Consider the following 24,747-nt stretch of genomic DNA (forward strand, 5'->3'; position numbering starts at 1 on the left):
TTTCACTATTACTATATGCTCACCTGGACAAATGCTATTCTTCTTTAGAAAAGGCTTTTGCACCGTTGTTGGTATCGCTCAAATAATTAATCAGAGCCTGTACCGTAGTAGTTTCCAAATCACTTTTATTGCTGCCGTACTTGTCGGGAACACCTTGTTGGGTGATGTAAGCTGTCTTGTACATTTTCTTTTTATCCAATCGGACGCCTTTATGGTAGATTTCCTCTATTCGGTGACCACAAGGATTTTCAATATGATATTTGACCTCTAACCCGATATGTCTCTTGCAATAGCCGCCCATTTGCTGCATCGGGTTAGCAGAAAAGGTGCGCTCAAAGTTTTCTTCAAGCATGTCGATAATTTCCTGTCCGGTCATATCTGCCATAGAAATGACAGGGTTCATCGGAACCATATTGTATAAATCCATGATGGAAATGTTGCCTTTATCAATCGGGCTGCCATAACGCCAGCCATTTGAAAAGGCTATCTCAACCCCAGCAGCTTTGCTGATAGCAGCCAGTAAGAGGTCGTCCATCGAAGATGAAAAGGTAGAATACCTGTGTAATATTTTATCAGTTGTGCCTACAATCTGCTTTTGCAGAGTTCGGTACGAAGCCATAGCCCCATTTACCAACTGCTCCATTTCCGGATTGCTGTCAATATCTTCGGTAACTTCTATAAGTTTATATTGGTGAGCAATTTTTCCGCCCTCGATGGTCAGTTTCAGATGACCGACAAAGGACCCGTGGCAACCGCACTGGATGACGATGGTGTCATTTACTTTTACGGGTTCATAAATTCTATTGTGCGTGTGTGCGCTAAGGCAAACGTCTATGCCGTTGGTCTGCTTCAGCAATTCTAAATCCTGCGGATACCCATTGTGCGAAAGCAGGATAACAAGCGATGCGCCCAGGTCTTTGACTTCCCTTACATAGCGGTCTATTTCCTTTAAACCATCGGTCACGTAAATACCCTCGGTGAATGGTTTACCCATTGTTTTATCAATGATATTGGCGCAGATGCCAATTACAGCTACTTTCTGCCCGCCAACTTCTATCATGGTGTAAGGTTCAAGAAAAAGCGTACCGTTTTCTTTAAACACGTTGATGGCTAATACAGGGTAATTCAAATGCTTATCCAAAGCCAACAGGTGTTGGGGCGTATAGGCAAAGTCCCAATGCCCGACCATTGCGCTTAAACCCAATTTGTTTAAAATGGGAAGTAAAATCTCACCCTTAGAAGATACTACGGGCAGTGTGCCGTGAAAGGTATCGCCACCGTCAAAAAACAGGGTGTTTTCACTCTCGTTTTTTATTTGCTCGAAAATAGAAGCAATCTTAGCATATCCTCCAGCCGCTTTTATATATTCTCCATCCTTACCGTAAAATAATTCGGGATGGGGTTCGAGGTAACCGTGTACGTCATTTATAAATCCGATTGATAATTCCATATTATGAAAATTTAAAAGTTTGTACTTATTGAATTAAGGATGAACTACCGCCCAGCCCTCGTATTGTCTTAAAATAATTTCTCCGTTACCGCTCGGAACGTAATGCACAAAATCAAACAATTCTTTCTTTTCTATTTTTCGTTCCTCCAGTGTTTTTGAGCATTGGGCAAATACTACCCCCTTATCTTTTAGCGCAGCAAGTAACTCGTAATAGGCATTTTTTTTCTTGTACATTTCCACACCGTCCGAAAATGCAATTACTTCTATATGCAGTTTGCCTTTGAGCCGTTCGTCACTCAATACATTATTGATATTGCGTAGTATGCCTCTTATTTTTTTATCATCTGCTTCATTAAGGATATAAAGCGCATCGTAATGTTTCTTATGGGCTTTTGCAGGTTCAAAAATTATCTCTGTTTTCTGTTGTTGAGCCAATACGCTAAAGGAGGTTAGGCACAATAGCATAAGGAGCAAGCTGTTTAATTTTTTCATGTTTAAGGTTTTAAATTGTTATTCATTTATTAATTCTTCCATTTGCTGTACAAATTTTTCCGATGCGTAATTGGCAAATCCGGTATGATGCAATCTTACTTTCCCGTTTTTATCCAACACAACGGTAGTGGGCAGTGCGCCGGAATAAATTTCTTCCGGGATGAAGCCACTGGACTGATACATGGGAACTGAAAACTTTTCTTTATCTAAATACGCCTTTCCGGTAGCTGGGTCGTTATCCTGATTGATAGTCAGGAAAAATACGTTCGGATTGTCTTTGAACTTAGCATAAAGTGCTTCAATAGATGGAAATTCAGCCCGGCATGGCGGACACCACGAAGCCCAAAAATTGATAAATACGACCTTGCCTCTTAATGATGAAGTATTTTGAGCACTTCCTTTACCGTCTGAAAAATCAAAATCTGTGTTAACCTGGTTCGCTGCTCCGGCATCTTTTTTATCCATACTTGCATTAAAAAGTCCTGTTGCCATTAACTGCCGCAGCATAAATGATTTAGCATCCGGGCTGATAATGAGTATTCCCAAAATAGCTACCATGATTATGGTAAACGCATTCTTTTTTATATACCGCCAATATTTATTGGCAGGTGGTTTATTCTTTGAAACCTCTTTATTGTTTAACATAATTGCCGTTTTTATGGATTAATTGCTTTCGACCAATTCATTCAGGGCTTTGATTATATCAGGGCTATTATAATCCCTGCCGCCCTCCATACGGGCTATCATATCTCCGCTCTTGTCAAGAATTACCGTAGTGGGAATAGAACCACCTAAATAGTCGGATGGTATTTCACTTGCAGGAACATACACTGGCAAATCGTATTTCTTTTCTTTCATAAAGGCGGTGGACTTTTGGATGTCGTTATCCACGTCCACCATCAGGAACACGATATCGTCATTGCCTTTGTACGATTTTTTCAGCTCGTTGATAGAAGGCATTTCGTGAATGCAGGGCGGACACCATGTCGCCCAAAAGTTGATGAAAACCACCTTGCCTTTTAAGGAACTTAATGCTACGGTTTTCCCGGCTTCATCCTTAAAGGTGATGCCCGCTGTTGTTGCAACAAGAGCTTCCTTTTCTGCCACTTCTCCAGTCGGAGCATTTACGTCCGCTGCCGTGTTTTCCTTGTTCCTATCCGTGTTACCACACGCTGCCAATGATAGGGCTGTGATAATGAAAATCCCGGAGCGAACCGCCAAATTTTTAAATTGCATTTTCATATTGAATAATTTTACTGTTATCTAATCTTTTTATTCTTGTATTTGTCTATCGCCGATTGAAGAAAGCTGTAATAGCTTTTCGGGTCGTAATCCGCTCCGATGGGATTTACCAATATTTCTTCGCTGGCAGGGTCTAAAAGCACATAGTAAGGCTGTGAATTGGAGTTGTATTTACTTGCCTGAAAATCGCTCCATTTATTACCTATACTGCGGATATTTTTGCCACTGAATGCCGATACAAATTGTTCTGATTGTGGCAAGGCTGTTTTGTCGTCAACATATAGCTGTATAATGACGAGTTCTTCGTTCAATAGTCTTAGCACGTCTTTATCAGACCATACCGAGGCTTCCATCTTGCGGCAGTTCACACAGGCGTGTCCTGTAAAATCGAGCATCACGGGCTTACCTGCTTCTTTCGCATATTCCAACCCCTGGTCATAATCAAAGAATACATTGAGGTTTAGTGGAGCATGGAATATGTCGCCATATTTTCGTGGTTCGTTGTGCGTGGATTGCTTTGCCAGCGTGCCGCCCAAAGAAGATGTGTACAAATCAAAATCCTGCGTTGCCTGCGGAGGCAAAAACGCTGAAATGGATTTGAGGGGTGCGCCCCACAGCCCCGGAACCATGTATAGGGTAAAGGCGAGTACCACCATTGACAGCACCATTCTTGGCAGGCTTATATTTATCGCAGGGCTGTCGCCGGGAAAGCGCAGCTTACCCAATAAGTAAAAGCCTAAATAACCGAAAATGATAATCCACAGTGCTAAAAATACCTCCCTGTCAAACCAATTCCAATGATAGGCAAGGTCAACATTACTTAAAAACTTTAATGCAAGAGCCAGTTCCAAAAAGCCGAGCGTAATCTTTACGCTGTTGAGCCAGCCACCCGAAGACGGCAGACTTTTTAAAAGGCTTGGGAACATAGCAAAGAGCGTAAACGGGATTGCCAATGCCAGCGCAAATCCGAGCATCCCAATAGCGGGACCTAAAAGCTCACCCATTGTAGCAGCCTGCACCAGCAAGGTTCCGATAATCGGACCCGTGCAGGAAAACGACACGACCGCTAATGTTGCTGCCATAAAGAATAGCCCCAACAATCCGCCACGGTCTGCCTTACTGTCTAATTTATTGGCAAGTGAGGCAGGTAATGAGATTTCAAAAGCACCGAAAAATGAAAAGGCGAATACGACTAAAAGCAGGAAGAAAGCGAAATTAAATATTCCGTTTGTGGACAGGCTATTGAGCGCATCAGCGCCGAAAATTACTGTAATCAGGATGCCCAATAATACATAAATAAGTATAATGGACAACCCGTATATCATAGCCTGCATGACCGCTTTACCTTTGGTGTGTGCGCTTTTGGTAAAGAAACTTACAGTCAAGGGCAGCATCGGGAAAATGCAAGGCATTAGCAATGCTGCAAACCCGCCGATGAAACCCGCAATGAATATTGCCCATAATGAACTCTTATCGGCTGGGGCATCCTTTTTTTGTATTGCTGCCCCATCTTCATTTACAACCGAAGTTTGCGGATCTGCGGATGCTGCAAGACTGTCCTGCTGGTCAGGTGGCTGCTCCGTAATGTCCGTAAACTCCACATCATCAAACGATACAAGGCTGTCAGTCTGCGCATGGGCAGTAACAGCCATCAATCCGGTAAGGATTAGTATCGTAAGTATTTTTGTTATTAATCTCATAGTTCATTCTTTATTTTACAGGAATGCTGAACGCCACTTCTTCAGGCGGTAAGCATTGCTTATCATTACAGACCATGTAGGTAAGCGTACCTTTTACCGTAGGTGATTGGTCTGTTAGTTTGACCTTTTGCTGGAACACGACAGATTTTTCGTAATAACCTACTTGCATATCAAAAGTCGGGTCGTGTTTAACAATCGGTTTTGCCGCCAGTACTTTTCCGTTCAATTGGTAGCTTTTGGATGACTGGAACGAAAAACTTGTGGGCTGCGGACCATCTTTAGGAACCGAAAGTGAATAGATGTGCCAACCGTTTTCAATTGTTGCTTTTAAAAGCAGTACGGCTTCTTTATCGCTGGTACGTTTTGCAGCATAAGACCATTTGACAGGCTTTAATATCTGTCCGAAAGATGTGGCACTTAGGAATACAAATGCCACAAAAAATATTATCTTTTTCATTGTATTACATTTTAGGGTTCATTATTATTTTTCATCCAGCAGTTTCTTCATCAGGTCAAGCACTTCCTGCGACATGTAGTCTGCACCGCCGACCTGCCTGCCGATGATATTATTTTTCTTGTCTACTATTATAGTTGTGGGGATAGAACCTGTGAATAAGTCACGGGGTATATCGCCATCGGGAATATAAACAGGTAAGTCAAACTTTTTACCTTGCATCCATTTTTTGGACTTTTCTATATTTCCATCTACATCCACCATAAGGAATACTAAATCTTTGTTATCCTTAAAGTTCTTCCGCAGTTCGTTGATGGATGGCATTTCGTGTATGCAGGGCGGACACCATGTAGCCCAAAGATTGATAAAGACCACTTTTCCTTTTAAGGAATGCAACGAAACGGATTTACCATTCTCGTCCTTAAACTTTAAGTCAGGCGTTTCCTGCGCCTCGGACACTAATGGCCGTCCGCCATTAGTGTTCTGATTTGCGTTCAATTTTCTATCAATACTATTTCCATTCATTGATGCGTATGCTAATCCCGTAATGACTATCAGGGGAAGTAAGGCTAATTTTTTGATATTCATTTTCATGCTCTTATTTTTTTATTTTACCCTCTTTGATTTCTTCCGATGGTTTCAAGATGATTTTATCCTCCGGCGCAAGATTGCCGTAAACCTCTGTCAGCGTATCTAAACGGATGCCCTCTTTTACAGCTATACGTTTTACTTCATCGTTGTTCATTGTTAATACATACATTCCCGATTGGGTATTCAAAACGGATTTATTGTTTACCCAATAGGATGGACTTTTACGCTGCAATTTCAATTTGACCTGTGCGTAATCGCCCCCCTGTAATTCGCCTACTGGATTGCTCACGTCAAACTCCAGTGTAAGGGAACGGTCTTTCTGGTCGAGCAATCCTGATGTACGGGAAAGTTTGGCATCGAATGTTTTACCCGGTTGTGAACTGACTGTAAATGTTGCGGGCATTCCCTGTTTTACAGATGCTGCGTGTTTTTCCGGCAGTGATAAGGTTAAGCGTAGCTTATTGCCCTGTGCCATCATGAATAAAGGCATGTTGCCCCCTGTTCCTGCCAAAGCACCAACCGAAACATTACGCTCTGTAATAATCCCATCAAATGGTGCTGTGATGCGCAGGTACTGTTGCAACTGTGAAGAATGTGCTGTACCTGCTTTTGAGGCATCATAAGAAGATTTGGCACTTTCCATTGCACTTTTTGCCCTGTCCAGTTCAATATCCGCAACGGCTCCCGTTGTTTTGGAAGCGGTAACCAATCGGTCATACGCTTGTTTAGCATAGAGGTAATCACTATATACTTTTTGCTCCGATGATTTACTTGACAGGTATTCCTGTTGCATTTCCGGTGCTTCCAATACCGCTAAAAGCTGCCCTTTGCGCACCCGGTCACCACGGTCAACGTACATTTTTTGAACAAAGCCCGTAACCTTAGCAAATACGGCTACCTGCTCGTAGGGTTTCAGTTCTGCCGGTACAGAAATTTCATATTCGGGATTGATAAACTGTACCGGAGCCGTTTTATAATTTACCGCCCTGGGCTGTTCGGTTTTAACTTGTTCTTTTTCCTTTTCTTTGTGGGAGCAAGCCGAAAGCAGTAATACCAGCGATGCAGTCAGTGCCAATACTACTGTCGATTTTCTATTGATTGAAATGCTATGATACATTGTGATGATTATTTTAAAGTTTATTATATCGTTTGTTTACCGGATTGTTCTGCATAATACCTGCTCTCACAATCGTCAGGGTCTAATGACGGGCTAATTACTTTCGTTCTTGACATCATAGATGAAAAGAAATGCGGAACCAATAACAGGATGGTTACGGTAGAGGCAATCAGTCCACCAATAACAGCCCTGCCCAATGGTGCTACCTGCTCTGCGCCATCGCCTAAGCCCAATGCCATCGGCAGCATCCCGGCAAGCATCGCTGCGGCAGTCATCAATACAGGTCTTAACCTTGACGAAGCTGCCAGCCTTGCGGCATTAATAGGTCTTAACGCCATTTTTGTACGGTAATATTCAGCTTGATTAACCAATAAAACCGCATTGGAAACCGATACCCCAAGCGACATAATAATACCCATATAGGACTGGAGGTTAAGCGTGCTACCTGTCAGGAATAGAATAATAAGGCTTCCCGCAATCACAGCAGGTAATACCGATAGGATAATCAAAGGCACTTTGAACGATTGGTAGTAAGCCGATAGCATCAGGAATATAGCGATAATCGCCACTCCTAAACCTGCCAATAAACTCCCTAATGTATCATCCAACAATTGTAACGTTCCCTCTGTCCATACAACCGTGCCACGGGGTGCTTCGCCTGCATCTTTAATCGCCTGCTTTACTGCCCTTGAAGCCGTACCCAAATCCTTATCATACAGATTGGCTACAATGGTCACGTATCGGTTCGGACCCTTACGGTTGACCTGTGCCGGAGCCGTTACCCTGCGGATAGTTGCCACATCTTCCAGTACCGGGCGAAGACTTCCCGCTTTCAACGGAAGTGAGCGCAATCTTTCCTCCGACATAATACCCTCCGGTATCTGTACCTGTGTTTGGAATACTAATCCCGATTTCGGGTCTATCCAAAGGTTTTTATCGGTAAAGCGGGTAGATGAGGTAGCCGTAACAAGACTGCGGGTAATATCCTGCATCGTCAGCCCGAACTGCCCGGCAAGGTCACGGTTTACCTCGATTTCCATACTCGGATAGGCAACAGGTTCCGCAATGCGTACATCACGCAGATAAGGAACTTTTTTGAGGTTTGCCTCAATCTTTGATGCGTGGGCATAAGCACCTTTTACCTGACCTGCTCCGACTTTAACCTCAATAGGTGTCATCGCTCCCTGACCCATGATTTTTTCGGTCAGTTCCATCGGCTCAAAATTGAAAGCAACTTCGGGATGCTTCTTGATAATCTTTTGACGGACTTTCTCTTTAAAATCTTCCATCGAACCGCCGTACACCTCTTTATTGACCGAAATTTGCAGCACGGCTTCGTGAGAAGCATTACTAAAAAGGAATATCGGGTTGATAGGTGAACCTGCGGGGTGCATCCCTACAAATGCGGAGGTAATGTTCAATCCGTTTTCAGGGAGTTCAGCCTTAATATCCTCCGTAATATCTTTGACAATCTGCTCGGTCTTTTCGAGCCTGCTTCCTGACGGAGCATCTATTCGTATCTGAAAATCGCCGTTATTGGAAACGGGCATTACGTCCGTGCCTACAACAGTCAATAATAAGCCTGAAATTGCACCAGCAACCAATACATAGACCACGAAAAGCGGTATGGCTTTGGTTGACCATTTACGCATTTTAAACGAATAGTTTACCCGGAACTTATCGAAAAAAGCCCGCTTTCTCGGTGTGTTGGCTTCCGTGTTGTGCTTGTTTTTCATCATCCAGTTTGCCAGTATCGGGACAAAGGTCTGTGACGCCAAAAAGGATGCAATCATCGCAAAGGCAACCGCCATAGACAAAGGCATAAACATATCTTTCGGAATACCTGCCATAATAAATGCAGGGGTCAATACCGCAAGGATACACAGCAATATCAGCAATTTGGGGATAGAGATTTCAAGCAAAGCATCTATAATGGCTCGCTGTTTCTTTTTACCCATTTCCATGTGCTGGTGAATGTTCTCTATCGTTACCGTGGCTTCATCGACCAGGATACCGATGGACAGGGCAAGCCCGCTCAATGTCATAATATTAATGGTCTGCCCGAAAAGGTACAATGTGGTCACGGCTGCAAGAATGGCAATCGGTATGGTCAGTACCACAATGATAGCCCCACGGGTATCGCCTAAGAACAATAATATCATCAACCCTGTAAATACCGCTCCCAAAATTCCCTCGTGTATCAGATTGGAAAGGGAACGCTCGATATAATTGGATTGGTCAAACTCATAGCTGACCTTTACATCTTCCGGTAGCTGGTCTTTCAGCATCGGGATAGCTGCCTTTAGGTTTTCCACTGCATCCAAAGTAGAGGCATCCGCTTTTTTGATAATAGGCAAGTAAACCGAACGTTTACCATTTACCAAAGCGTAGCCCACGGTTTGGTCGGCTCCGTCCTCCACACGAGCAACATCGCCCACATATACAGTACGGTTATCGCTTGTTCTTACAGGGGTTTTCAACAATTCTTCGGGTCCTTTGGCAATGGAGTTAATGGGAGCCATCAGGTTCTCATTATCAATGCGGATATTTCCGGCAGGTGACGGAAGACTGTTCTTGGTAATGGCTACCGTAATATCTTCGGGGCTTAATCCGTTCGCCTGCATCGCTTCGGGGTCAATGTTAATGACAATGGAACGGATGTTCCCGCCAAAAGGCGCAGGAGAAGTAATACCGGGAATTTGTACGAACATCGGTCTTATTTTGGTCAGTGCCAATGTCTGTATTTCATTTACGGAACGCTGGTCGCTTTCAAACACGAGGTTACCCACAGGGAGCGAACTACCGTCAAAGCGTACCACCATCGGGGGGACGGCTCCGGGCGGCAGGAAGCCCATTGCCCGTGAAACGGATGTTGATACCTCTCCGGCAGCCTGCGACATATCGGTTCCGGGATAAAAGGTCAGCTTCATCAGGGTCAAACCCTGTACGCTTTTAAAATCAATATTTTTTACGCCACTGACAAACAGGAGTACCTTTTGGAACTCGTTTGCCATAAAGCCATCCATATATGCTGGCGATAAACCGCCATAAGGCATGGCAACATACATCGCAGGCAATTCCACTTCAGGAAATATATCTACGTTAATTTTTTTTATGGTATTATACGAAAAGAATGCTATCGCCAGTACGACAACCATAATCGCAATGGGCTTTCTTAACGCAAATCTTATAATGTTCATATACGATTATTTAAAGGTTGTTAAACAAAAAGTCAAAATCAGCAGTTAGCTCTGCTTCGTAAGCGAGCAGTACCCAATACTCACGGGAAGCCTCGATGTGGGCGTTCTCTGCCTGTTCCAGCAAAATGCGTATCTGTAAAAGTTCGCTCAACGTGATTAAACCGCTTTTGTACCTTGCGAGGTACATATTGTAAGCATCCTGCGATTGCTGAACCGCAAGTTTTGTTTTCCTAAGTTGCTCATACTGCTGCATGATTTTTGCCTGCGAAGCGGACAAATCTGCCTGCATCGCCTGTTCGTATTGCGAATGCAGATACTTAGTGCTTTCCGCTTCTTTAAAAAGCTGTTCTCCTTTTTTACGATTGGTGTACAGACTTGTTAAATTCCAGGTGATACCGATACCCGCCAAAACGTTATTGGTGGTATTATTAAACCCGTCTTTCCATGCACCTGATACCCTACCGTTAGTTCCTATACCCGTACCACGGTACGCATAGCCACCTAATAGATTTATTGAGGGCAAAGAAGACCTTTTTTGTGCCTCACCACTCAATGTATAGTACTCGGATTGCTTATCTAAAGCATCTAAAATGGGATGTGAGGGATTGATGGTATTTAATTTGTTTAAATTGTTTTGGGCAGGATTGCCAAAACGGTCGGCAGATGCCGTATAATTAACCGTGTCATTGCCGTACAGTTCCAATAGTTTAATGTAAGAGGCACTTTTAAAACCGTTCCATTTATCGTGTTCGCCCATTGCCTGTACATAGGATGATGATGCAAGGAGGCTGTCTGCAGCAGGGCGTAAACCCGATGCAGATAAGCCGGACGTTATTTTGCGAATGTCGTCAAGACGTTCCGCATTCTTTTCCGTCCATTGCAGTTTGGCTTCGTTGTACAAAAGCGCAATGTACCTTTCGGATAAAGTCTTTTTCAGATTGAGCAGGTAAGCATCCTTATCGCTTACCGATTTATTATATAAAGCTCCAGCAGCTTCGTTCTGCTTACGGAGTTTTCCGAAAGAGAATAATTCCCATTCCACAGTAGCAGAACCAAAAGTATTGGCGGCGGTAGAACTACCATCCAATGGGACTGCTGAACCACTGACATTGAAAAAACCTGCCTGCGGAAAAAATGCGCCTGCGCTTCCCTCGTAGGTTCCGTAGGTATTCTGTGCTTGTGCTTTTACCTGTGGGAGCATTTTGCCCTTAACCGCCTCTTGATTGAGTTTTGCGGCATCAATGGCAGATGTTTTTGCGCCAATGCCCGGATAATTTTCTTCTACCTTAGACCATAAGCTGCCTAACGTATTTTCCTTTTGCTGCTGCGCATAGATTGGAAATGCAGCAACAACGGCAATCCACAATAATGTGGTCGCCATAATATGTTTTATCATATTACTTTACAAATTTTGGATAGGTCGTAAAGCACGACCTTAAATTATTTTAAAATGAAATCAATAGAAATTCGACCCATTGAACAGGTACGGTCAACAGGGAAAAAAGGAATTAGCTGGCGTAATGGATAATGAGTTTCCGGTATTCCAAGAAGATAGGAATTGAACTGCGGATTTTACCACTGCCACTGTAAAGGGGGTGTTTGTTTTCTTTGTTTACTGGACGTAAACCGAAAATAAATAGGAATGCAGCCGTGAGAATAACGGCTGGCAATAAATCGTTCGCATGAAATGAAACCTTTTGAACGATTGAAATATCAGCAGTATTAAGCTGGGTACAGTTTTCAAATGTATTTGAAGAATAGGATTGGCTGCCTTTAGGTATGCTCCGTTCGGTCTTGGTAGGAATACCAGCCAAATTTTTGAGACTTGTCTTGACCGCACAGGACGTAAGTAATACCAAAAGCATTGCAGCGAACACAAAAAAGTATCGCTTACAACTTGCTAAAATATTTGATATATTCTTATCCATCAATTCACAAAAATAGTTTTATTTAATTAAGGGTACAAACAATTCTGTCCATTTTATGCTTTTTTAACACGAAAATTGGTGAAATACGTTTAAGTATGCCAATAAAGCTGCACGTTTTTATTATTATTCCTGCGCCATAGGTGTCGATGAAATTATGTATAAAATCGTATGGCATAAACTTTGCGCCAACTTTAGAGGAACATTTCTTAATTCTTTTAGCTATGAGACGTAAGCGAACCATTGATATTATTTGTATTTTATTAGCTATTACAGCAGTGGTAATGATATATTTAGGGATATCCGCAGGAATATTACCGCCAACAGTAACAGGGATAGGCTTTTTCTTAATTATCTGGGCTTTTCAGATTTTCAGAAAAGACTTACGCTGATAATTTCCTTGCAATGAAAGTATGCAACTGCTCGTCATTCACTACTTAACCAATTCTTTATTTTTTTCCGACCATTCATTAATCCCTCCTAAGTACATGCGTAGGTTTTTTATGCCTTTTCTTTTCAGTAAAGAGTAAGCCATCGCAGCACGTAATCCGCTTTGACAATGTACAATAACAGGTTTGTCAGTATTGATTTTATCCAAGTTATTTTCCAACGAGGTTAGTACTATATGATTGACCCCTTTGATATGCCCGCTTTCATATTCGCTATCGCTTCTTACGTCTATGATTTGAATATCGTTTTTACCTATATGCTTTTCGAGTTCTTCCGCACTCACGAGGTCAGATTGCTCCAGCTTGATATTCATGTTATCTAAGTCGGTGACAAAACCATAGATATTATCCATTCCGATACGCATTAGTTTCCGGGTTAAATCTTCTGTTTTGCTTTCCTCTGTTATCAATACCAGCTGCTGCTGATAATCGGCTAAAGAACCCAGCCAAGTGCTGATTGATTTGCCATTTTCTATATGCAGGCTATTCGGGATATTCCCTTTCGCTACCACTTCTTTATTGCGTGTATCAATAATGAGCAGGTTATCATCTATTGATTGCCTAAATGCCTTAGCATCCAATTTCGGATATATCGGAACTTGTATCAGCAACGGACGTTCTGCCTTGTTTAATTGCTTCATTACCGCAAAATATTTCGGCGGTGCTGGTTGCCCGTCTAAAATATATTTTACAAAGCCATTTTCATCATTTTTAAACTGAAAGGCTTTGCTATTCTGCTTTTCTTCCTTTAATGTAGAATGCGGAATAGTACTTAGGCTCTTTCCACAAAATGAACCTGCTCCGTGTCCAGCCCATATTTCCAACTCATCCGGTAATTTGGAAAATTTTTGAATGGAAGCATAAAGCTGCCTGGCTCCTTGCTCTTGTGACCCGATTTGACCTGCTGCCTTTTCCAATAAGTCGGGACGTCCAACGTTACCCACGAAAATGAAATCACCTGTAATGGCTCTTTGAGGCGTAGCGGGTACTTTTGTATCGCTTACCAAAAAAGTAATACTTTCAGGCGTATGACCAGGTGTGTGCATTACTTTCAGTTCTACCTGACCGATTGAGATAATGCTACCGTCTTTTAGTCCTGTGTGCTGAAACTGATATTGCCAGTCTGTTCCACCCTCATCAGAAAGTAACAATTCGGCTTTGGTGGCGGCTGCCAACTCACGGGAACCGCTTAAAAAATCGGCATGAATGTGGGTTTCAGTTACTTTAGTAATGGTGAGATTGTTGGTTTTAGCAATTTCCAAATAGGTATCTATATCCCGTTTGGGGTCAACCACAATAGCTTCTTTGGTTTTTAAATCGCCTATCACAAAACTTGCCTGTGACAGTGTTTCATCATATACACGCTCGAAAAAATAGCTTTGGGCATGCAATTTATTAACTTGTCCTAACAACGTAAACAGAAAAATAATCGTTGTTAATCTTATTGTGTGCAACATAAGTCATCATTCTTTTTAAATTTGTAACCCACAAATTTAGCCTATCTGTATGCCACGTACTGTAACTTTTGTTACATAAGATGACTTATAAGTATTTAAACAGGGTTTTTGACCATTTAATACTCGTTGCTTTAATGAGGTAGTTTCTCCCTTAACAAGCCGTAAACCCATGTGCCAGCAATGGCGCTCAACAAGGTAACGGCGACAACGGTAGCCCCTGTTCCAATTTGAGCAAAAAGCGGACCCGGACAGGCTCCGGTCATAGCCCATCCAAAGCCAAAAATTAAGCCTCCAATGATTTGCCCTTTATTGAATTTTTTAGGTGCAATTTTAATAGGCTCCCCGTATATGGTTTTGATGTTGAACTTTTTTATCAGGAAAACGGAAATCATTCCTGTAATAACCGCACTTCCGATAATGCCGTACATGTGAAATGATTGCAGGCGAAACATTTCCTGTATGCGGAACCAGCTTATTACCTCTGATTTTACGAATACGATACCGAAAAGCACGCCTACTATCAGATATTTGAGGTTATGATACCATTTATGTTCTAAACGGCTTTCGTTGACGCACATTGCATCCGTTTCACGAAGCTGTAAATCTTTTTCTGTATCTCTATGTAATTGCATAATTTGTCAGGTTATAATGAAAGTATAAGCGGTAATATGAGGTTCGCCATAATGAAGCCACCAACCATAAAACAAATGGTAGCAATTAACGAGGGCAACTGTAAATTCGATAAGCCCATGATGGCATGTCCGCTTGTGCAGCCACCTGCGTAACGTGTGCCAAAACCGACTAAAAAACCACCGACAACCATTAGAATAAAACCCTTTGGGGTTAATAAGGATTGCCAGTTGATAATATCTTGAGGAATTAGGTTGTTATAGTTTGTAATGCCGTACCCTGACAACTCCTGCGCTAACTTTGGGTTGACCTCGATGGGCGCGGGATCTGACAGCAGGTTAATGGCAATTACCCCACCTAAAAATATCCCGAATACAAAAAACAGGTTCCACGCTTCTTTTTTCCAGTCGTATTTAAAGAATGAAATATTTGCGGGCATACATGAGGCGCATATATGTCTTAACGAAGAACTGATACCAAAGGATTTGTTACCAATTATTAAAAGCAATGGTACGGTCAGCCCGACCAACGGGCCAGCAACGTACCAAGCCCAGGGTTGTTTCAAAAATTCTAACATTTTCTGTTTTATATGTTTTCGTTAATCAATCTTTCTAATTCATTTGCTGGAAAAACGCCGGATTGCCGCCAGCGTATTTCTCCCTTTTTAAATATAATAAGGGTAGGTACGCCCCGAACCTGATAAGCGGCTGCCGCCTGCGGGTTCTTGTCCACATCAATTTTAATAATACTCGCATTTTCACCTATGCGTTGCTTTAATTCCTCCAGTACAGGAGCCATCATTTTGCAGGGTCCGCACCATTCCGCAAAAAAATCAACCAATACAGGTTTTTCGCTATTTATTATTTCCTGAAACGTCATATTCTTTTTTGTCTTTTTTAAAGGTTGATAAGAGTAACCCAGCCATTGCAGCCCCATAAAGTGTACTGTTAATGGGATTGGATGTAATGGCACAACTACCTGTACTGCACCCTATAAAGCACCAGTATAAATAGCCTGCAATTGCGCCGATAGCTATTCCTATTAAGGTGAGAAAATGTTTTTTAGCGAACTTCTTCATACGATATATCTTCTATTTTTTTAGCACCTCTCGGAGCAGTTGTTTTACAACCCGATACGCCACAGCAACCGATATTCATTAATGGCATCAAAGAGAATAAAGCGCCTAACCCCACGAGCAGCCATTCATTATCCATAATGCCCTGTACAATAACAATAATACCTAATGCGAAGCGTAGTACACGCATAAAGTTCCAGTTTCTTAAATATCCTTTCATGATTGCTCGCTTTCTTGATTTACCACCTGATTTACATTTTGCCAAGTTCCACCGTTGATAACCTGTTCAAAGCCGTTTTGCTCTAAAATATTCTTTGCCTGACCGCTTCTGTTTCCACTACGGCAAAATACCACAATGTTCTTCCTTGCTATGAACTTTGATAACTGTTCCGGCAATTTATCCAACGGAATATTTACTGCTCCTTTTACGCTACCACCCGCAAATTCAGAAGGTGTGCGTACATCAACTAAGAATGCACCGTTTTTAATTGCTTCCGTGAGCTGGCTGTTGTCTGTGCTTCCGAATAAGGCTGAAAAAAATCCCATAACATTAAATTTTAAGCGTTTGTGCAAGATGCTCCATTGCACCTAATTGTTTTACCCTCTGCTGCCAACCATGCTTTCATGCCGCCTGAAAAATTCTTTACGTTTTCAAACCCGTTTTTGGCAAGTATAGAATAAGCTATGGATGAACGGTCGCCCGACTGACAATGAATAACTACTTGTTTGTCTTTACTTATTTTATCCAAGTTGTCCGGCAAGGTTCCTACAAAAACATTATCCGCTCCCTCAATATGTCCTGCCTCGTATTCTGTCGCTCCACGGACATCAACTATCTGTGTATTGTCTTTGCCAATGTAAGTTTTAAACTCGTCTAATGAAATGACATCTGCGGTCTGAAGCTCCATGCCTAAATCGTCTATATCGGAAATGAAACCATACATATTATCCATCCCAATACGCATCAGTTTACGGGTCAAATCTTCCATTTGGTTTTCATCGGCTATTAGGATAAACTGCTCCCGATAGTTGAGCAGCCAGCCGCACCACGTAGAAAAGGCGTTATTGCCCTGTATGTTGAGGCTGCCGGGGATAAAGCCTTTGGCAAAATCCGCTTTATTACGGGTGTCAATAACCTTGATACCTTTTTCGTAGGCAGATATAAACTGCACTTTGGATAGCTTCGGATGTTTCGGAACTTCAATCAGCAATGGACGGTTCACTTTGTTCAGATGCTTCATCATCGCAAAATATTTCGGTGGTTCGGGCTGGTCTGCCAAAAGGTTTTCGATAAACCCCTTTTCATCGTCCCCGTACTGCAATGCCCAATTGCGGATTTTTTCATAGCCCACGGTAGAACTTGGGACAGCACCCAAAGCCTTGCCACAGGCAGAGCCTGCACCATGTGCCGACCATACCTGAACGTATTCGGGAAGCGCAGCAAACTTTTTCAGTGACCGGAACATCTGTTCTGCCCCGGCTTCTTTTGTTCCGATAAGCCCTGCGGCTTTTTCCAGTAAATCGGGGCGACCTATATCGCCGACAAAAACAAAATCACCTGTGAACACCATTACGGGTTTATCCGTAGCCGGGTGGTCAGTCAGTAAAAAGCTGATGCTTTCCGGCGTGTGACCAGGTGTGTGCATTATTTCCAATGTGAGGTTACCGACCCTGATAATATCACCGTCTTTCAGTCCATTGTGCGGGAACTGATATTGCCAATCTTCGCCGCCCTCGTCCGAGAGGTACATTGTTGCCCCGGTTACTGCCGCCAGTTCCCTTGACCCGCAAAGAAAATCTGCGTGTATATGGGTTTCGGCGATATGGGTAATACGTAGATTGTTCTGCTTTGCGATGTCGATATATATATCTGTATCTCTTTGGGCATCTATTACGATTGCTTCGCCCGTAGCCTGACAGCCTATTACATAACTGCCCTGTGCTAAACTCTTATCATAAACGTGTTGAAAAAACATACTGCTTTATTTTATCGTTATCATTCTTTTTGTTACTACAAATTTCCTCTATATATTATTCCTGAACAGCTACTTTAGTTACACAAGAACCGGAAGATTACATTTTGCCTTTCATCATCTTATTCCAGTACATATATGACAGCATATATTTTTTGAGTAGCCACAAACGCCAATGCTCTTTAGCACTATTGAATACTAACATATACTTTAGCATCGGGTCGGGCGTAAACTCATTCTTATAATTAAATTCAGCCAATGTCATTTTACCATACCCCGTAACCAATGGGCATGAAGAATAGCCATCGTAAGACTTATTATCTGCTGGCTTATGGGCAAGTAATTTTAAAATATTATCCACCACCACCGGAGCCTGTTTGCGAATGGCTGCACCCGTCTTTGCTGTTGGCAATGCTGCTACATCTCCTAAGCCGAAAATGTTGGGGTACGTTTTGTGCTGCATGCTGTTAATATCGACATTGAGCCAACCTGCTTCGTTGCATAAGCCGGATGTTCGCACAAATTCAGGCGCAACCTGTGGCGGAGCCAAGTGGAGAAAATCAAAAGGTATCTCAATAACCGATTGCCCTTGTATCCGTTCGCCTAAAACGTTACCCTCATTTACCACACATTTGTTTTCATCGGGTGCTATATTTTGGAAGTAAGCAATCTTCTTATCCGGGTCAATCCGAACAGGCGCATAAAAAGGTTTAAAATGGACGTTATACCGATGAATAACTTTCATCAGGGTATCGGCGATTACCTTTACGCCGAAAATGACAGAACCCGGCGTAGCAAAGACCAAATTCGTTTTTTTATCCAGCCCTTTTCTCTTAAAATAGTCGGCTGCGAGGTACATAATCTTCTGTGGTGCGCCGCCGCATTTAATCGGTGTGGTGGGCTGGGTGAAAATGGCATTGCCACCTTTGAACTCCTGTAAACATTTCCATGTATATTCAGGGTCTATGTAGTTGCTGCAAACTACACCTTTATTTAAGGCTTCTTCCAAACCTGCAATCATTGATAGGTCATACACCAGCCCCGGAGCAACTACCAAATAATCATATCCGATACTTCCGCTTTTTTCGGTTTCTATTTTGTTTTCTTTGGGTAGAAATCCAGTAGCCTTATCTTTCATCCATTCCACGCCCGGAGGTATGAGCGATGCTTCCTGCCTTACGGTATTCTCCATCTTGTATGTGCCTGCACCTACTAATGTAAAGGCGGGTTGATAGTAATGCTTTTCGGAGGGTTCAATAATGCCAATAGTCAAACTGGATTGTTTTTTCTTTAATTGAGCAGCAACCATAATTCCTGCGGTTCCTCCGCCGATAATCAAGATTTGAAAATGCTTTTCCATATTACTATGATTTTAGTGTAACCATGTTTCCTTAATGATGATATATATACCCATGACGAGTACAAACCAGCCGAAAGCGGGTTTTAGCTTGTCTGCTTTAATTTTGGTAGAAAGGTAACTGCCTATCAAAATGCCGATGATGGCAATAGATGCTATGCTCAATAAAAATCCCCATTGTACCGATGTATGAGACAGGGAAAACAGAAATCCCATTAGAGAATTAATAGAGATAATTACCAATGATGTCCCTACGGCGGTTTTCATCGGCAATTTCAGCAGGTTTACCAAAGCAGGGATAATCAGGAAGCCGCCACCTGCGCCAATCAGCCCGGTTACAACTCCTATGAAAATGCCCTGTGTAAAAATTTGAAAAAAATCAAGTGGCAGATCTTGCCGTGGTTCACCAATGGCAAGCCTGTCATTCTTAATCATGCTGTAAGAAGCTGCAATCATCAATACAGCAAAAAGCAACATAAGTAGGATATTCTTGGATAGCGTGAAATTAGCGAACGTGAAGATATCCTGCGGAATAGCAGGAAGTAGGTATTGTCTGGTCAGAAAAATGGCGGCAATAGATGGGATACCGAAAACAATGGCTGTTTTGATATGAACCAATCCTTTTCTGAAATAAGAAAAGGAACCGACAACACTTGTTGCACCAACGATAAAAAGAGAATAAGCAGTAGCTAATACGGCATCGAGGTTAAATAGGTACACCAGCACCGGAACTGTAAGAATACTGCCACCTCCGCCGATTAGTCCTAAAGAAATACCAATAAAAATTGATGCCGAATAACCCGCTAAATCCATAGTTTTCTGAATTGATACTACAAATTTGCATCAATTCAAAAAACCGTTCAGTTACATTTGTTACATAAGGGTGATTTTGTTCCTGCCTAAGCGAACCGCTCCGTTTTCTTCCAACTGCTTCAGGAGCCGTGAAACCACAACACGGGCAGTGCCTAATTCATTGGCTAACTGCTCATGGGTGATGTTCAGGATATTATTGCCTGTAAGTTCTTGTTTTTTGTGCAGTAAGGATAACAGGCGTTCATCTATCTTTTTAAAAGTGATGGCATTGACAATCTCCAGTAGTTCTTCAAAACGCTTGTGGTATAGGCGGAATATATATTCCAGCCATTGCGGATATTCTTTGATAAACAAGGCTACTTTGTCCATTGGCAGGAAAAGGATTTCTGCATCTTCTTCTACTTCTGCTTTGACTTTGCTGGTTTCATTGTGCATACCACCCAAAAAAGACATTATGCAGCTTTCCCCGGCTTTGATATAATACAATAAAATTTCCCTTCCGTCTTCTTCTGTTCGTATAACTTTCAATGTTCCTTGTACGACAATAGGAATTGAACGTATGCAAGAGTTCTCATTTACGATAATACTCCCGGCTCCATATTCTTTTCGTATGCTGTATTCATACAATTTCCCGATTAATTCGGGAGAAGACTTAAATTCAGTTATTTGTTCTAATGGTTCCATTTACACATTTTTTAGGGTTTACCGATTGATAAGATGGTGATACATTTCCTGATAGGTAGGTACTTCGAGGTGATATTCCTTAGCTTGCTCTACTATATATCCTGTTAATGAATGTACTTCCGTTTCTTTCTTTCCCGATAAATAATCGGAGTGCATAGATGTTGTGGCATCAGGCAATAGGTTTAAAAATTTGTCCCATACACTTTCTTTTATATTGGCGGGCAGTTGAATGTTTTTACAATCAGCAATAGCGCAACATTCGTCAATAAGATGGCGCAAATCGGCACAAGCCTTTTCGTCTTGCTTTATTTCGCCAAAAGTTTTATTGTAATAGGATGTTATGGTAGCTGTCGATGAAATAAAAACGAATTTTTCCCAAATCTTAACGGCAATATCTTTGGTAAGGGTGGCATCAATCCCGGACTGTTTAAACAAACGGTACAGTAAGTTTAAGCGCTCGTCTTCGCAATCCTGAACACCAAAAGTAATAGTAGGCTTGTGTCCGTAATCACGGACATGACCAGGTGCAACCAACCTCGAAATAATATAGGCACACCCGCCTGCAACAAGGTTGTTTTGATACAATGTTTTTATCTTATTAGCACTGTCTACACCATTGAGCAATGGCAGAAATACTGTTTCTTCCTTAATGCAGGAGGCAATCTTGCTAACTGTTTCCTTTATATCGTAACTTTTGGTGCAAAGGATAATGTAATCCACCTTTCCAAAATCCGCCGGATTATCGGAAATTATATCGGGATACGCTATGAATTGTCTTTCGGGCGTAGTTATTTTTAATCCTGTATCTTTTATTATTTTTAGATTTTCACCTCTCGCCATAAAGCACATGGATATATTATCCTTGTCTTTGAAATTTTTAGCGAGCATGCCACCAAAATAACCACCGACCCCGCCAATGCCAACTATTAAGATTTTTGTCATCGTTTTTTTATGTTATAATATAACACAAAGTTACTCAAAACAAACGGGGTGTACTATCCCTGTTGTATCAAATGCTGTAAATCGGGGTCGTTTTTGATACGTTCCATTTCATTCTCAACGATTTTTATGACGTCCAGTTTTATCTGTTTGTAGTTATTCTCGATTTCCTTTTTCATATTGTCGGTTCCGCTTTCATCGGTAAAAGAAAGTATCTGCGGTATCTTTTTGTAACTTTTGGTTTCGGCAGCTACTTTATCTGTATCCACAACAATTTCAGCATGAAAGATTTTTTGCTCGATACGTTCATCGAAGTTGTCAGATACTGCCCCGACAAACATACCCTGTGTAAGCGTTGAGATTTTAGATGCTGGTATCAGGCTATCCATTTGGGTTGAAATAGAAGTGGATTTATCATTGCGGTTAATGGTCATGCTCTGCCGCTTCTGTAACACTTTTCCGAAACGCTCGCTTAGGCTCTTGGCGGTTTCGCCAACCACCTGACCACTGAAAATATTACCTACCGTATTCTGTATTACTTTGCTTTCCTTGTCGCCGTAATCACGGGTTAATTGACTAAAATCCTGAAAGCCTAAGCATACAGCCACCTTATTACTTCTCGCAGTTGCGATAAGGGTGTCCAAGCCCCTAAAATAAATTGTGGGCAGCTCATCTATGATAACCGAACTCTTTAATTGCCCTTTCTTGTTGATTAGTTTTACAATCCTCGAATTGTACAAACCCAAAGCTGCGGAGTAAATATTTTGTCGGTCGGGGTTGTTGCCTACACATAAAATTTTTGGTTCTTTTGGATTATTAATATCTAAAGAAAAATCGTCACCCGTCATCACCCAATACAGTTGCGGGCTTATCATTCTTGACAAAGGAATTTTAGCAGAAGCAATTTGTCCCTGTAATTGGTCTTGCGCCCCGCCTTGCCACGCATCCATGAAGGGCGACAAATAATTTTCCAGTTCCGGGTATGAAGTCAATATGGTGAATACGTCTGCGTATTTTTTATTCAGCAGTTCTATCGCATGGGGGAATGTACAATACTTGCCATCTTGGTAAATTCTCAAATACCAAATGATGGCAGCTAATAAGATAATTGGGCTATCCACAAAGAAATCCCCTTGTTTCAAAATCCAGCTTTTGTTAAGGTTCAGCATGATGGTATAAGCCGCCTCGTAAGCATCGGATATATCCGTCATGAAAGCAGGATTAAGCGGATTGCATCGGTGGCTCCGGCGTGGGTCGTCAAAGTTGATAACATAGAATTTGGGCTTAACCTTATACTTATCGGAATGTTTTAGTAAGTGATTGTAGGCAATGGTAGAAAGGTCATCAAACTTGAAATCGTAGATGTACATGCTGAACCCTTTCTCGATGTGCTGCTTAATGTAGCTGTTTACGATAGCAAACGATTTTCCACTGCCCGGAGTACCCAACACAATCGAGGCTCGAAAAGGGTTGACTACGTTCACCCACCCGTCATTCCATTTTCCCTTATAGTAGAACTTGGTCGGCAGGTTGACGGAGTATTCATTTTCCATCAACTTGGTTTCCTGCTGGAAACTTTCATTTTCATTATTAAATACGTCATCCATCAGGTTATTTCTCAATAGCCTGCTCATCCATACACCTGCCATCATCAGGGCGATATAACCTAATGAGGTCGTCAGGATGTATAGCGAAGTGGCAATGCCAGCGGATAATTTTAAAAGTGGTGTGTTCAGGAAGAACAGCACAAAGCCGATAACTAAAGCAACATAGATTTTGCCCCATGTTATCTTCTCATTCTTTACGCCCTTTGTTCCGAGGCAGCTTAACGCCAGCAGGACTAAAGCAAAAATTTTGGTGTACAGGGTATTTGAAAATAGCCCGGCGGTGCGGTTGAAATTGGTCAGTATCTTGGCTATAATTTCGAGTGTCCAGCCACGTTGGGCAAAGAACCCGAAACAGAACCAATAGAAATGCATCAATACGATGATGATGCTTACTGCTCTCATAAATGCCATTATTTTGGCAAGTCCTCTTAAATCGTCTTCTCCTTGCATAATTGAAATTTTTTGTGATGCAAGTGAATTTAGAGGCTCTGTATGGTGGCTCACCTAAAGCGGTGTCGGATGGCTTTTGGAGGCATTATTTGGCTTTTAAGTGCAGGTAATTGTCAGGCTTGTACAGGTTTTCTCTCCATAATAAACACTGTTGAATATGTTTTTAGTAATTTAGCCTTGTTTAGAATTGATTACGATGCAGGAATACCGCTCTATTGGAAACATAAGTGAAGATTTGCCCTTTGAGGTAATTCCATTAGCTGAATATCTCGAACAACAAAGAGAAAGGGTTACGCTACCCCATACGCAGGATTTTTATCAAATAATATGGTTTAAGTCTGGTAGCGGTGTGCATACCGTTGATTTCAACGAATATGAAGTGTTTGAAAACGCAATATTTTTCATAGCCAAAAATCAGGTGCATTGTTTTTCTTCTTTGAACAAAAGTGAGGGCTTTGTTATCAATTTCGATGAGGCTTTTTTGGTACAGAAAGATGGGGATGTCGATTTTTTCCTAAAATGCAACCTGTTTAACAATCCTTATCAAATGCCATCATGCTGCGTGGGTAGTGGCTGGGAATACAAGCTGGATGAGTACATTGCTCAAATGCGTGTAGAACTTTCGGAAAAGAAGTCCTACGGGAAAGAGGAATTATTAAGATTGTACTTAAAGGCGTTTCTAATACAGGTGCAGCGCAGAAAACACCAGCTTGAAGAAATAGAAAGCGGTATTAACCCTTTTCCCGTTGATGAAAAAAGGAATTTATTAGTGCAGTTCGTCAATGCGGTAGATGAGAATTTTAACCGTAACCTGACGGTGAGCCAGTATGCGGAATTATTACATATTTCTTCACGAACGTTATCTAATCTAACCCTGCAACTGTTGCAAAAGCGACCTATACAGGTTATACAGGAGCGGATAATCTTAGAAGCGAAAAGACTGCTTTTACATTCGGAGCTTTCGGTTAAGGAGATAGCTGACCGCATCGGGTTTGAAGACCCGGCTTATTTTGTCCGTTATTTCAAAAAGCATACTGCATTGTCTCCAACCAACTTCCGTAAAACAGTCAGATAAGTACAGTTTATTTTCAGTTTTGTCCACCCGTTTCTTTTCGGGTTCAAGGTAACTTTGTAAATAAAAT

The 24,747-nt window shown here is 41.8% G+C and carries 26 protein-coding genes; 2 read left to right on the forward strand and 24 right to left on the reverse strand.

Annotation, left to right across the window (positions count from 1 at the left end; translation table 11 throughout):
- Positions 1-34: 34 nt before the first annotated feature.
- The 11 genes from K7B07_RS17740 to K7B07_RS17790 form a co-directional block, all read right to left on the reverse strand.
- The gene (locus K7B07_RS17740; protein WP_223711866.1) at positions 35-1,450 is read right to left on the reverse strand and encodes a bifunctional metallophosphatase/5'-nucleotidase; all 1,416 of its coding nucleotides are present in this window, start codon (positions 1,448-1,450) and stop codon (positions 35-37) included.
- Positions 1,451-1,483: 33 nt separating this feature from the next.
- Positions 1,484-1,942: a DsrE family protein gene (locus K7B07_RS17745; protein ID WP_223711867.1), complete on the reverse strand. Its 459-nt coding sequence runs from the start codon at positions 1,940-1,942 to the stop codon at positions 1,484-1,486.
- A gap of 18 nt (positions 1,943-1,960) precedes the next feature.
- Positions 1,961-2,587, reverse strand: a complete 627-nt coding sequence (locus tag K7B07_RS17750; protein WP_223711868.1) for a TlpA family protein disulfide reductase — start codon at positions 2,585-2,587, stop codon at positions 1,961-1,963.
- Between the two features lie 18 nt (positions 2,588-2,605).
- Entirely contained in the window at positions 2,606-3,184 is a 579-nt protein-coding gene (locus K7B07_RS17755) for a TlpA family protein disulfide reductase (RefSeq protein ID WP_223711869.1), read from the reverse strand.
- Between the two features lie 17 nt (positions 3,185-3,201).
- Positions 3,202-4,884, reverse strand: a complete 1,683-nt coding sequence (locus tag K7B07_RS17760; RefSeq protein WP_223711870.1) for a protein-disulfide reductase DsbD family protein — start codon at positions 4,882-4,884, stop codon at positions 3,202-3,204.
- A gap of 10 nt (positions 4,885-4,894) precedes the next feature.
- Positions 4,895-5,341 (reverse strand): protein-disulfide reductase DsbD N-terminal domain-containing protein, encoded by a 447-nt coding sequence (locus tag K7B07_RS17765; protein WP_223711871.1) that lies wholly within the window; start codon positions 5,339-5,341, stop codon positions 4,895-4,897.
- A 24-nt stretch (positions 5,342-5,365) separates the two neighbouring features.
- On the reverse strand, positions 5,366-5,932 hold the full coding sequence (locus tag K7B07_RS17770; protein ID WP_223711872.1) for a TlpA family protein disulfide reductase: 567 nt from the start codon (positions 5,930-5,932) through the stop codon (positions 5,366-5,368).
- A gap of 4 nt (positions 5,933-5,936) precedes the next feature.
- The gene (locus tag K7B07_RS17775; protein ID WP_223711873.1) at positions 5,937-7,046 is read right to left on the reverse strand and encodes an efflux RND transporter periplasmic adaptor subunit; all 1,110 of its coding nucleotides are present in this window, start codon (positions 7,044-7,046) and stop codon (positions 5,937-5,939) included.
- A gap of 23 nt (positions 7,047-7,069) precedes the next feature.
- Positions 7,070-10,246, reverse strand: coding sequence for an efflux RND transporter permease subunit (locus tag K7B07_RS17780; RefSeq protein WP_223711874.1), 3,177 nt, complete (start codon positions 10,244-10,246; stop codon positions 7,070-7,072).
- Between the two features lie 10 nt (positions 10,247-10,256).
- Positions 10,257-11,642 (reverse strand): TolC family protein, encoded by a 1,386-nt coding sequence (locus K7B07_RS17785; RefSeq protein ID WP_223711875.1) that lies wholly within the window; start codon positions 11,640-11,642, stop codon positions 10,257-10,259.
- 112 nt (positions 11,643-11,754) lie between these two features.
- Positions 11,755-12,174, reverse strand: coding sequence for a hypothetical protein (locus K7B07_RS17790; protein WP_223711876.1), 420 nt, complete (start codon positions 12,172-12,174; stop codon positions 11,755-11,757).
- Positions 12,175-12,395: 221 nt separating this feature from the next.
- Here K7B07_RS17790 and K7B07_RS17795 point away from each other — a divergent pair, with 221 nt between their 5' ends.
- On the forward strand, positions 12,396-12,563 hold the full coding sequence (locus tag K7B07_RS17795; RefSeq protein WP_223711877.1) for a hypothetical protein: 168 nt from the start codon (positions 12,396-12,398) through the stop codon (positions 12,561-12,563).
- A gap of 41 nt (positions 12,564-12,604) precedes the next feature.
- Here the strand turns inward: K7B07_RS17795 and K7B07_RS17800 are convergent, their stop codons facing one another.
- The 13 genes from K7B07_RS17800 to mobC all read right to left on the reverse strand — a co-directional run bounded on the left by K7B07_RS17800 (position 12,605) and on the right by mobC (position 23,605).
- Positions 12,605-14,077 carry an MBL fold metallo-hydrolase gene (locus K7B07_RS17800; protein WP_223711878.1) on the reverse strand — a complete coding sequence of 491 codons (1,473 nt, stop codon included), beginning with the start codon at positions 14,075-14,077 and terminating at the stop codon, positions 12,605-12,607.
- 131 nt (positions 14,078-14,208) lie between these two features.
- On the reverse strand, positions 14,209-14,709 hold the full coding sequence (locus K7B07_RS17805; RefSeq protein ID WP_223711879.1) for a DUF6691 family protein: 501 nt from the start codon (positions 14,707-14,709) through the stop codon (positions 14,209-14,211).
- 11 nt (positions 14,710-14,720) lie between these two features.
- The gene (locus K7B07_RS17810; protein ID WP_223711880.1) at positions 14,721-15,284 is read right to left on the reverse strand and encodes a YeeE/YedE family protein; all 564 of its coding nucleotides are present in this window, start codon (positions 15,282-15,284) and stop codon (positions 14,721-14,723) included.
- Between the two features lie 8 nt (positions 15,285-15,292).
- Entirely contained in the window at positions 15,293-15,586 is a 294-nt protein-coding gene (trxA, locus tag K7B07_RS17815; protein WP_223711881.1) for a thioredoxin, read from the reverse strand.
- Positions 15,561-15,785 carry a DUF6132 family protein gene (locus K7B07_RS17820; protein WP_223711882.1) on the reverse strand — a complete coding sequence of 75 codons (225 nt, stop codon included), beginning with the start codon at positions 15,783-15,785 and terminating at the stop codon, positions 15,561-15,563. The genes trxA and K7B07_RS17820 overlap by 26 nt, the downstream gene beginning before the upstream one ends.
- Positions 15,769-16,002: a hypothetical protein gene (locus K7B07_RS17825; protein ID WP_223711883.1), complete on the reverse strand. Its 234-nt coding sequence runs from the start codon at positions 16,000-16,002 to the stop codon at positions 15,769-15,771. The genes K7B07_RS17820 and K7B07_RS17825 overlap by 17 nt, the downstream gene beginning before the upstream one ends.
- Positions 15,999-16,328, reverse strand: coding sequence for a rhodanese-like domain-containing protein (locus tag K7B07_RS17830; RefSeq protein ID WP_223711884.1), 330 nt, complete (start codon positions 16,326-16,328; stop codon positions 15,999-16,001). The genes K7B07_RS17825 and K7B07_RS17830 overlap by 4 nt, the downstream gene beginning before the upstream one ends.
- 11 nt (positions 16,329-16,339) lie before the next feature.
- Positions 16,340-17,758, reverse strand: a complete 1,419-nt coding sequence (locus K7B07_RS17835; protein ID WP_223711885.1) for an MBL fold metallo-hydrolase — start codon at positions 17,756-17,758, stop codon at positions 16,340-16,342.
- A gap of 97 nt (positions 17,759-17,855) precedes the next feature.
- Positions 17,856-19,115 carry an NAD(P)/FAD-dependent oxidoreductase gene (locus K7B07_RS17840; protein ID WP_223711886.1) on the reverse strand — a complete coding sequence of 420 codons (1,260 nt, stop codon included), beginning with the start codon at positions 19,113-19,115 and terminating at the stop codon, positions 17,856-17,858.
- Positions 19,116-19,127: 12 nt separating this feature from the next.
- Positions 19,128-19,925, reverse strand: coding sequence for a sulfite exporter TauE/SafE family protein (locus K7B07_RS17845; RefSeq protein ID WP_223711887.1), 798 nt, complete (start codon positions 19,923-19,925; stop codon positions 19,128-19,130).
- A gap of 60 nt (positions 19,926-19,985) precedes the next feature.
- Positions 19,986-20,609: a Crp/Fnr family transcriptional regulator gene (locus K7B07_RS17850; protein WP_223711888.1), complete on the reverse strand. Its 624-nt coding sequence runs from the start codon at positions 20,607-20,609 to the stop codon at positions 19,986-19,988.
- 18 nt (positions 20,610-20,627) lie between these two features.
- Positions 20,628-21,551 (reverse strand): ketopantoate reductase family protein, encoded by a 924-nt coding sequence (locus K7B07_RS17855; RefSeq protein ID WP_223711889.1) that lies wholly within the window; start codon positions 21,549-21,551, stop codon positions 20,628-20,630.
- Between the two features lie 53 nt (positions 21,552-21,604).
- On the reverse strand, positions 21,605-23,605 hold the full coding sequence (mobC, locus tag K7B07_RS17860; RefSeq protein ID WP_240580397.1) for a conjugal transfer protein MobC: 2,001 nt from the start codon (positions 23,603-23,605) through the stop codon (positions 21,605-21,607).
- Between the two features lie 196 nt (positions 23,606-23,801).
- Between mobC and K7B07_RS17865 the strand changes: the two genes are divergently transcribed.
- Positions 23,802-24,680: an AraC family transcriptional regulator gene (locus K7B07_RS17865; protein ID WP_223711890.1), complete on the forward strand. Its 879-nt coding sequence runs from the start codon at positions 23,802-23,804 to the stop codon at positions 24,678-24,680.
- Positions 24,681-24,747: the final 67 nt, after the last annotated feature.

This window comes from Niabella beijingensis, from assembly GCF_020034665.1.
Taxonomy (GTDB): domain Bacteria; phylum Bacteroidota; class Bacteroidia; order Chitinophagales; family Chitinophagaceae; genus Niabella; species Niabella beijingensis.

Bases quoted from the DNA above. Each gene is read 5' to 3' on its own strand.
- K7B07_RS17740 (WP_223711866.1), bottom strand. From the start codon at position 1,450: ATGGAATTATCAATCGGATTTATAAATGACGTACACGGTTACCTCGAA.
- K7B07_RS17745 (WP_223711867.1), bottom strand. From the start codon at position 1,942: ATGAAAAAATTAAACAGCTTGCTCCTTATGCTATTGTGCCTAACCTCC.
- K7B07_RS17750 (WP_223711868.1), bottom strand. From the start codon at position 2,587: ATGTTAAACAATAAAGAGGTTTCAAAGAATAAACCACCTGCCAATAAA.
- K7B07_RS17755 (WP_223711869.1), bottom strand. From the start codon at position 3,184: ATGAAAATGCAATTTAAAAATTTGGCGGTTCGCTCCGGGATTTTCATT.
- K7B07_RS17760 (WP_223711870.1), bottom strand. From the start codon at position 4,884: ATGAGATTAATAACAAAAATACTTACGATACTAATCCTTACCGGATTG.
- K7B07_RS17765 (WP_223711871.1), bottom strand. From the start codon at position 5,341: ATGAAAAAGATAATATTTTTTGTGGCATTTGTATTCCTAAGTGCCACA.
- K7B07_RS17770 (WP_223711872.1), bottom strand. From the start codon at position 5,932: ATGAAAATGAATATCAAAAAATTAGCCTTACTTCCCCTGATAGTCATT.
- K7B07_RS17775 (WP_223711873.1), bottom strand. From the start codon at position 7,046: ATGTATCATAGCATTTCAATCAATAGAAAATCGACAGTAGTATTGGCA.
- K7B07_RS17780 (WP_223711874.1), bottom strand. From the start codon at position 10,246: ATGAACATTATAAGATTTGCGTTAAGAAAGCCCATTGCGATTATGGTT.
- K7B07_RS17785 (WP_223711875.1), bottom strand. From the start codon at position 11,642: ATGATAAAACATATTATGGCGACCACATTATTGTGGATTGCCGTTGTT.
- K7B07_RS17790 (WP_223711876.1), bottom strand. From the start codon at position 12,174: ATGGATAAGAATATATCAAATATTTTAGCAAGTTGTAAGCGATACTTT.
- K7B07_RS17795 (WP_223711877.1), top strand. From the start codon at position 12,396: ATGAGACGTAAGCGAACCATTGATATTATTTGTATTTTATTAGCTATT.
- K7B07_RS17800 (WP_223711878.1), bottom strand. From the start codon at position 14,077: ATGTTGCACACAATAAGATTAACAACGATTATTTTTCTGTTTACGTTG.
- K7B07_RS17805 (WP_223711879.1), bottom strand. From the start codon at position 14,709: ATGCAATTACATAGAGATACAGAAAAAGATTTACAGCTTCGTGAAACG.
- K7B07_RS17810 (WP_223711880.1), bottom strand. From the start codon at position 15,284: ATGTTAGAATTTTTGAAACAACCCTGGGCTTGGTACGTTGCTGGCCCG.
- trxA (WP_223711881.1), bottom strand. From the start codon at position 15,586: ATGACGTTTCAGGAAATAATAAATAGCGAAAAACCTGTATTGGTTGAT.
- K7B07_RS17820 (WP_223711882.1), bottom strand. From the start codon at position 15,785: ATGAAGAAGTTCGCTAAAAAACATTTTCTCACCTTAATAGGAATAGCT.
- K7B07_RS17825 (WP_223711883.1), bottom strand. From the start codon at position 16,002: ATGAAAGGATATTTAAGAAACTGGAACTTTATGCGTGTACTACGCTTC.
- K7B07_RS17830 (WP_223711884.1), bottom strand. From the start codon at position 16,328: ATGGGATTTTTTTCAGCCTTATTCGGAAGCACAGACAACAGCCAGCTC.
- K7B07_RS17835 (WP_223711885.1), bottom strand. From the start codon at position 17,758: ATGTTTTTTCAACACGTTTATGATAAGAGTTTAGCACAGGGCAGTTAT.
- K7B07_RS17840 (WP_223711886.1), bottom strand. From the start codon at position 19,115: ATGGAAAAGCATTTTCAAATCTTGATTATCGGCGGAGGAACCGCAGGA.
- K7B07_RS17845 (WP_223711887.1), bottom strand. From the start codon at position 19,925: ATGGATTTAGCGGGTTATTCGGCATCAATTTTTATTGGTATTTCTTTA.
- K7B07_RS17850 (WP_223711888.1), bottom strand. From the start codon at position 20,609: ATGGAACCATTAGAACAAATAACTGAATTTAAGTCTTCTCCCGAATTA.
- K7B07_RS17855 (WP_223711889.1), bottom strand. From the start codon at position 21,551: ATGACAAAAATCTTAATAGTTGGCATTGGCGGGGTCGGTGGTTATTTT.
- mobC (WP_240580397.1), bottom strand. From the start codon at position 23,605: ATGCAAGGAGAAGACGATTTAAGAGGACTTGCCAAAATAATGGCATTT.
- K7B07_RS17865 (WP_223711890.1), top strand. From the start codon at position 23,802: ATGCAGGAATACCGCTCTATTGGAAACATAAGTGAAGATTTGCCCTTT.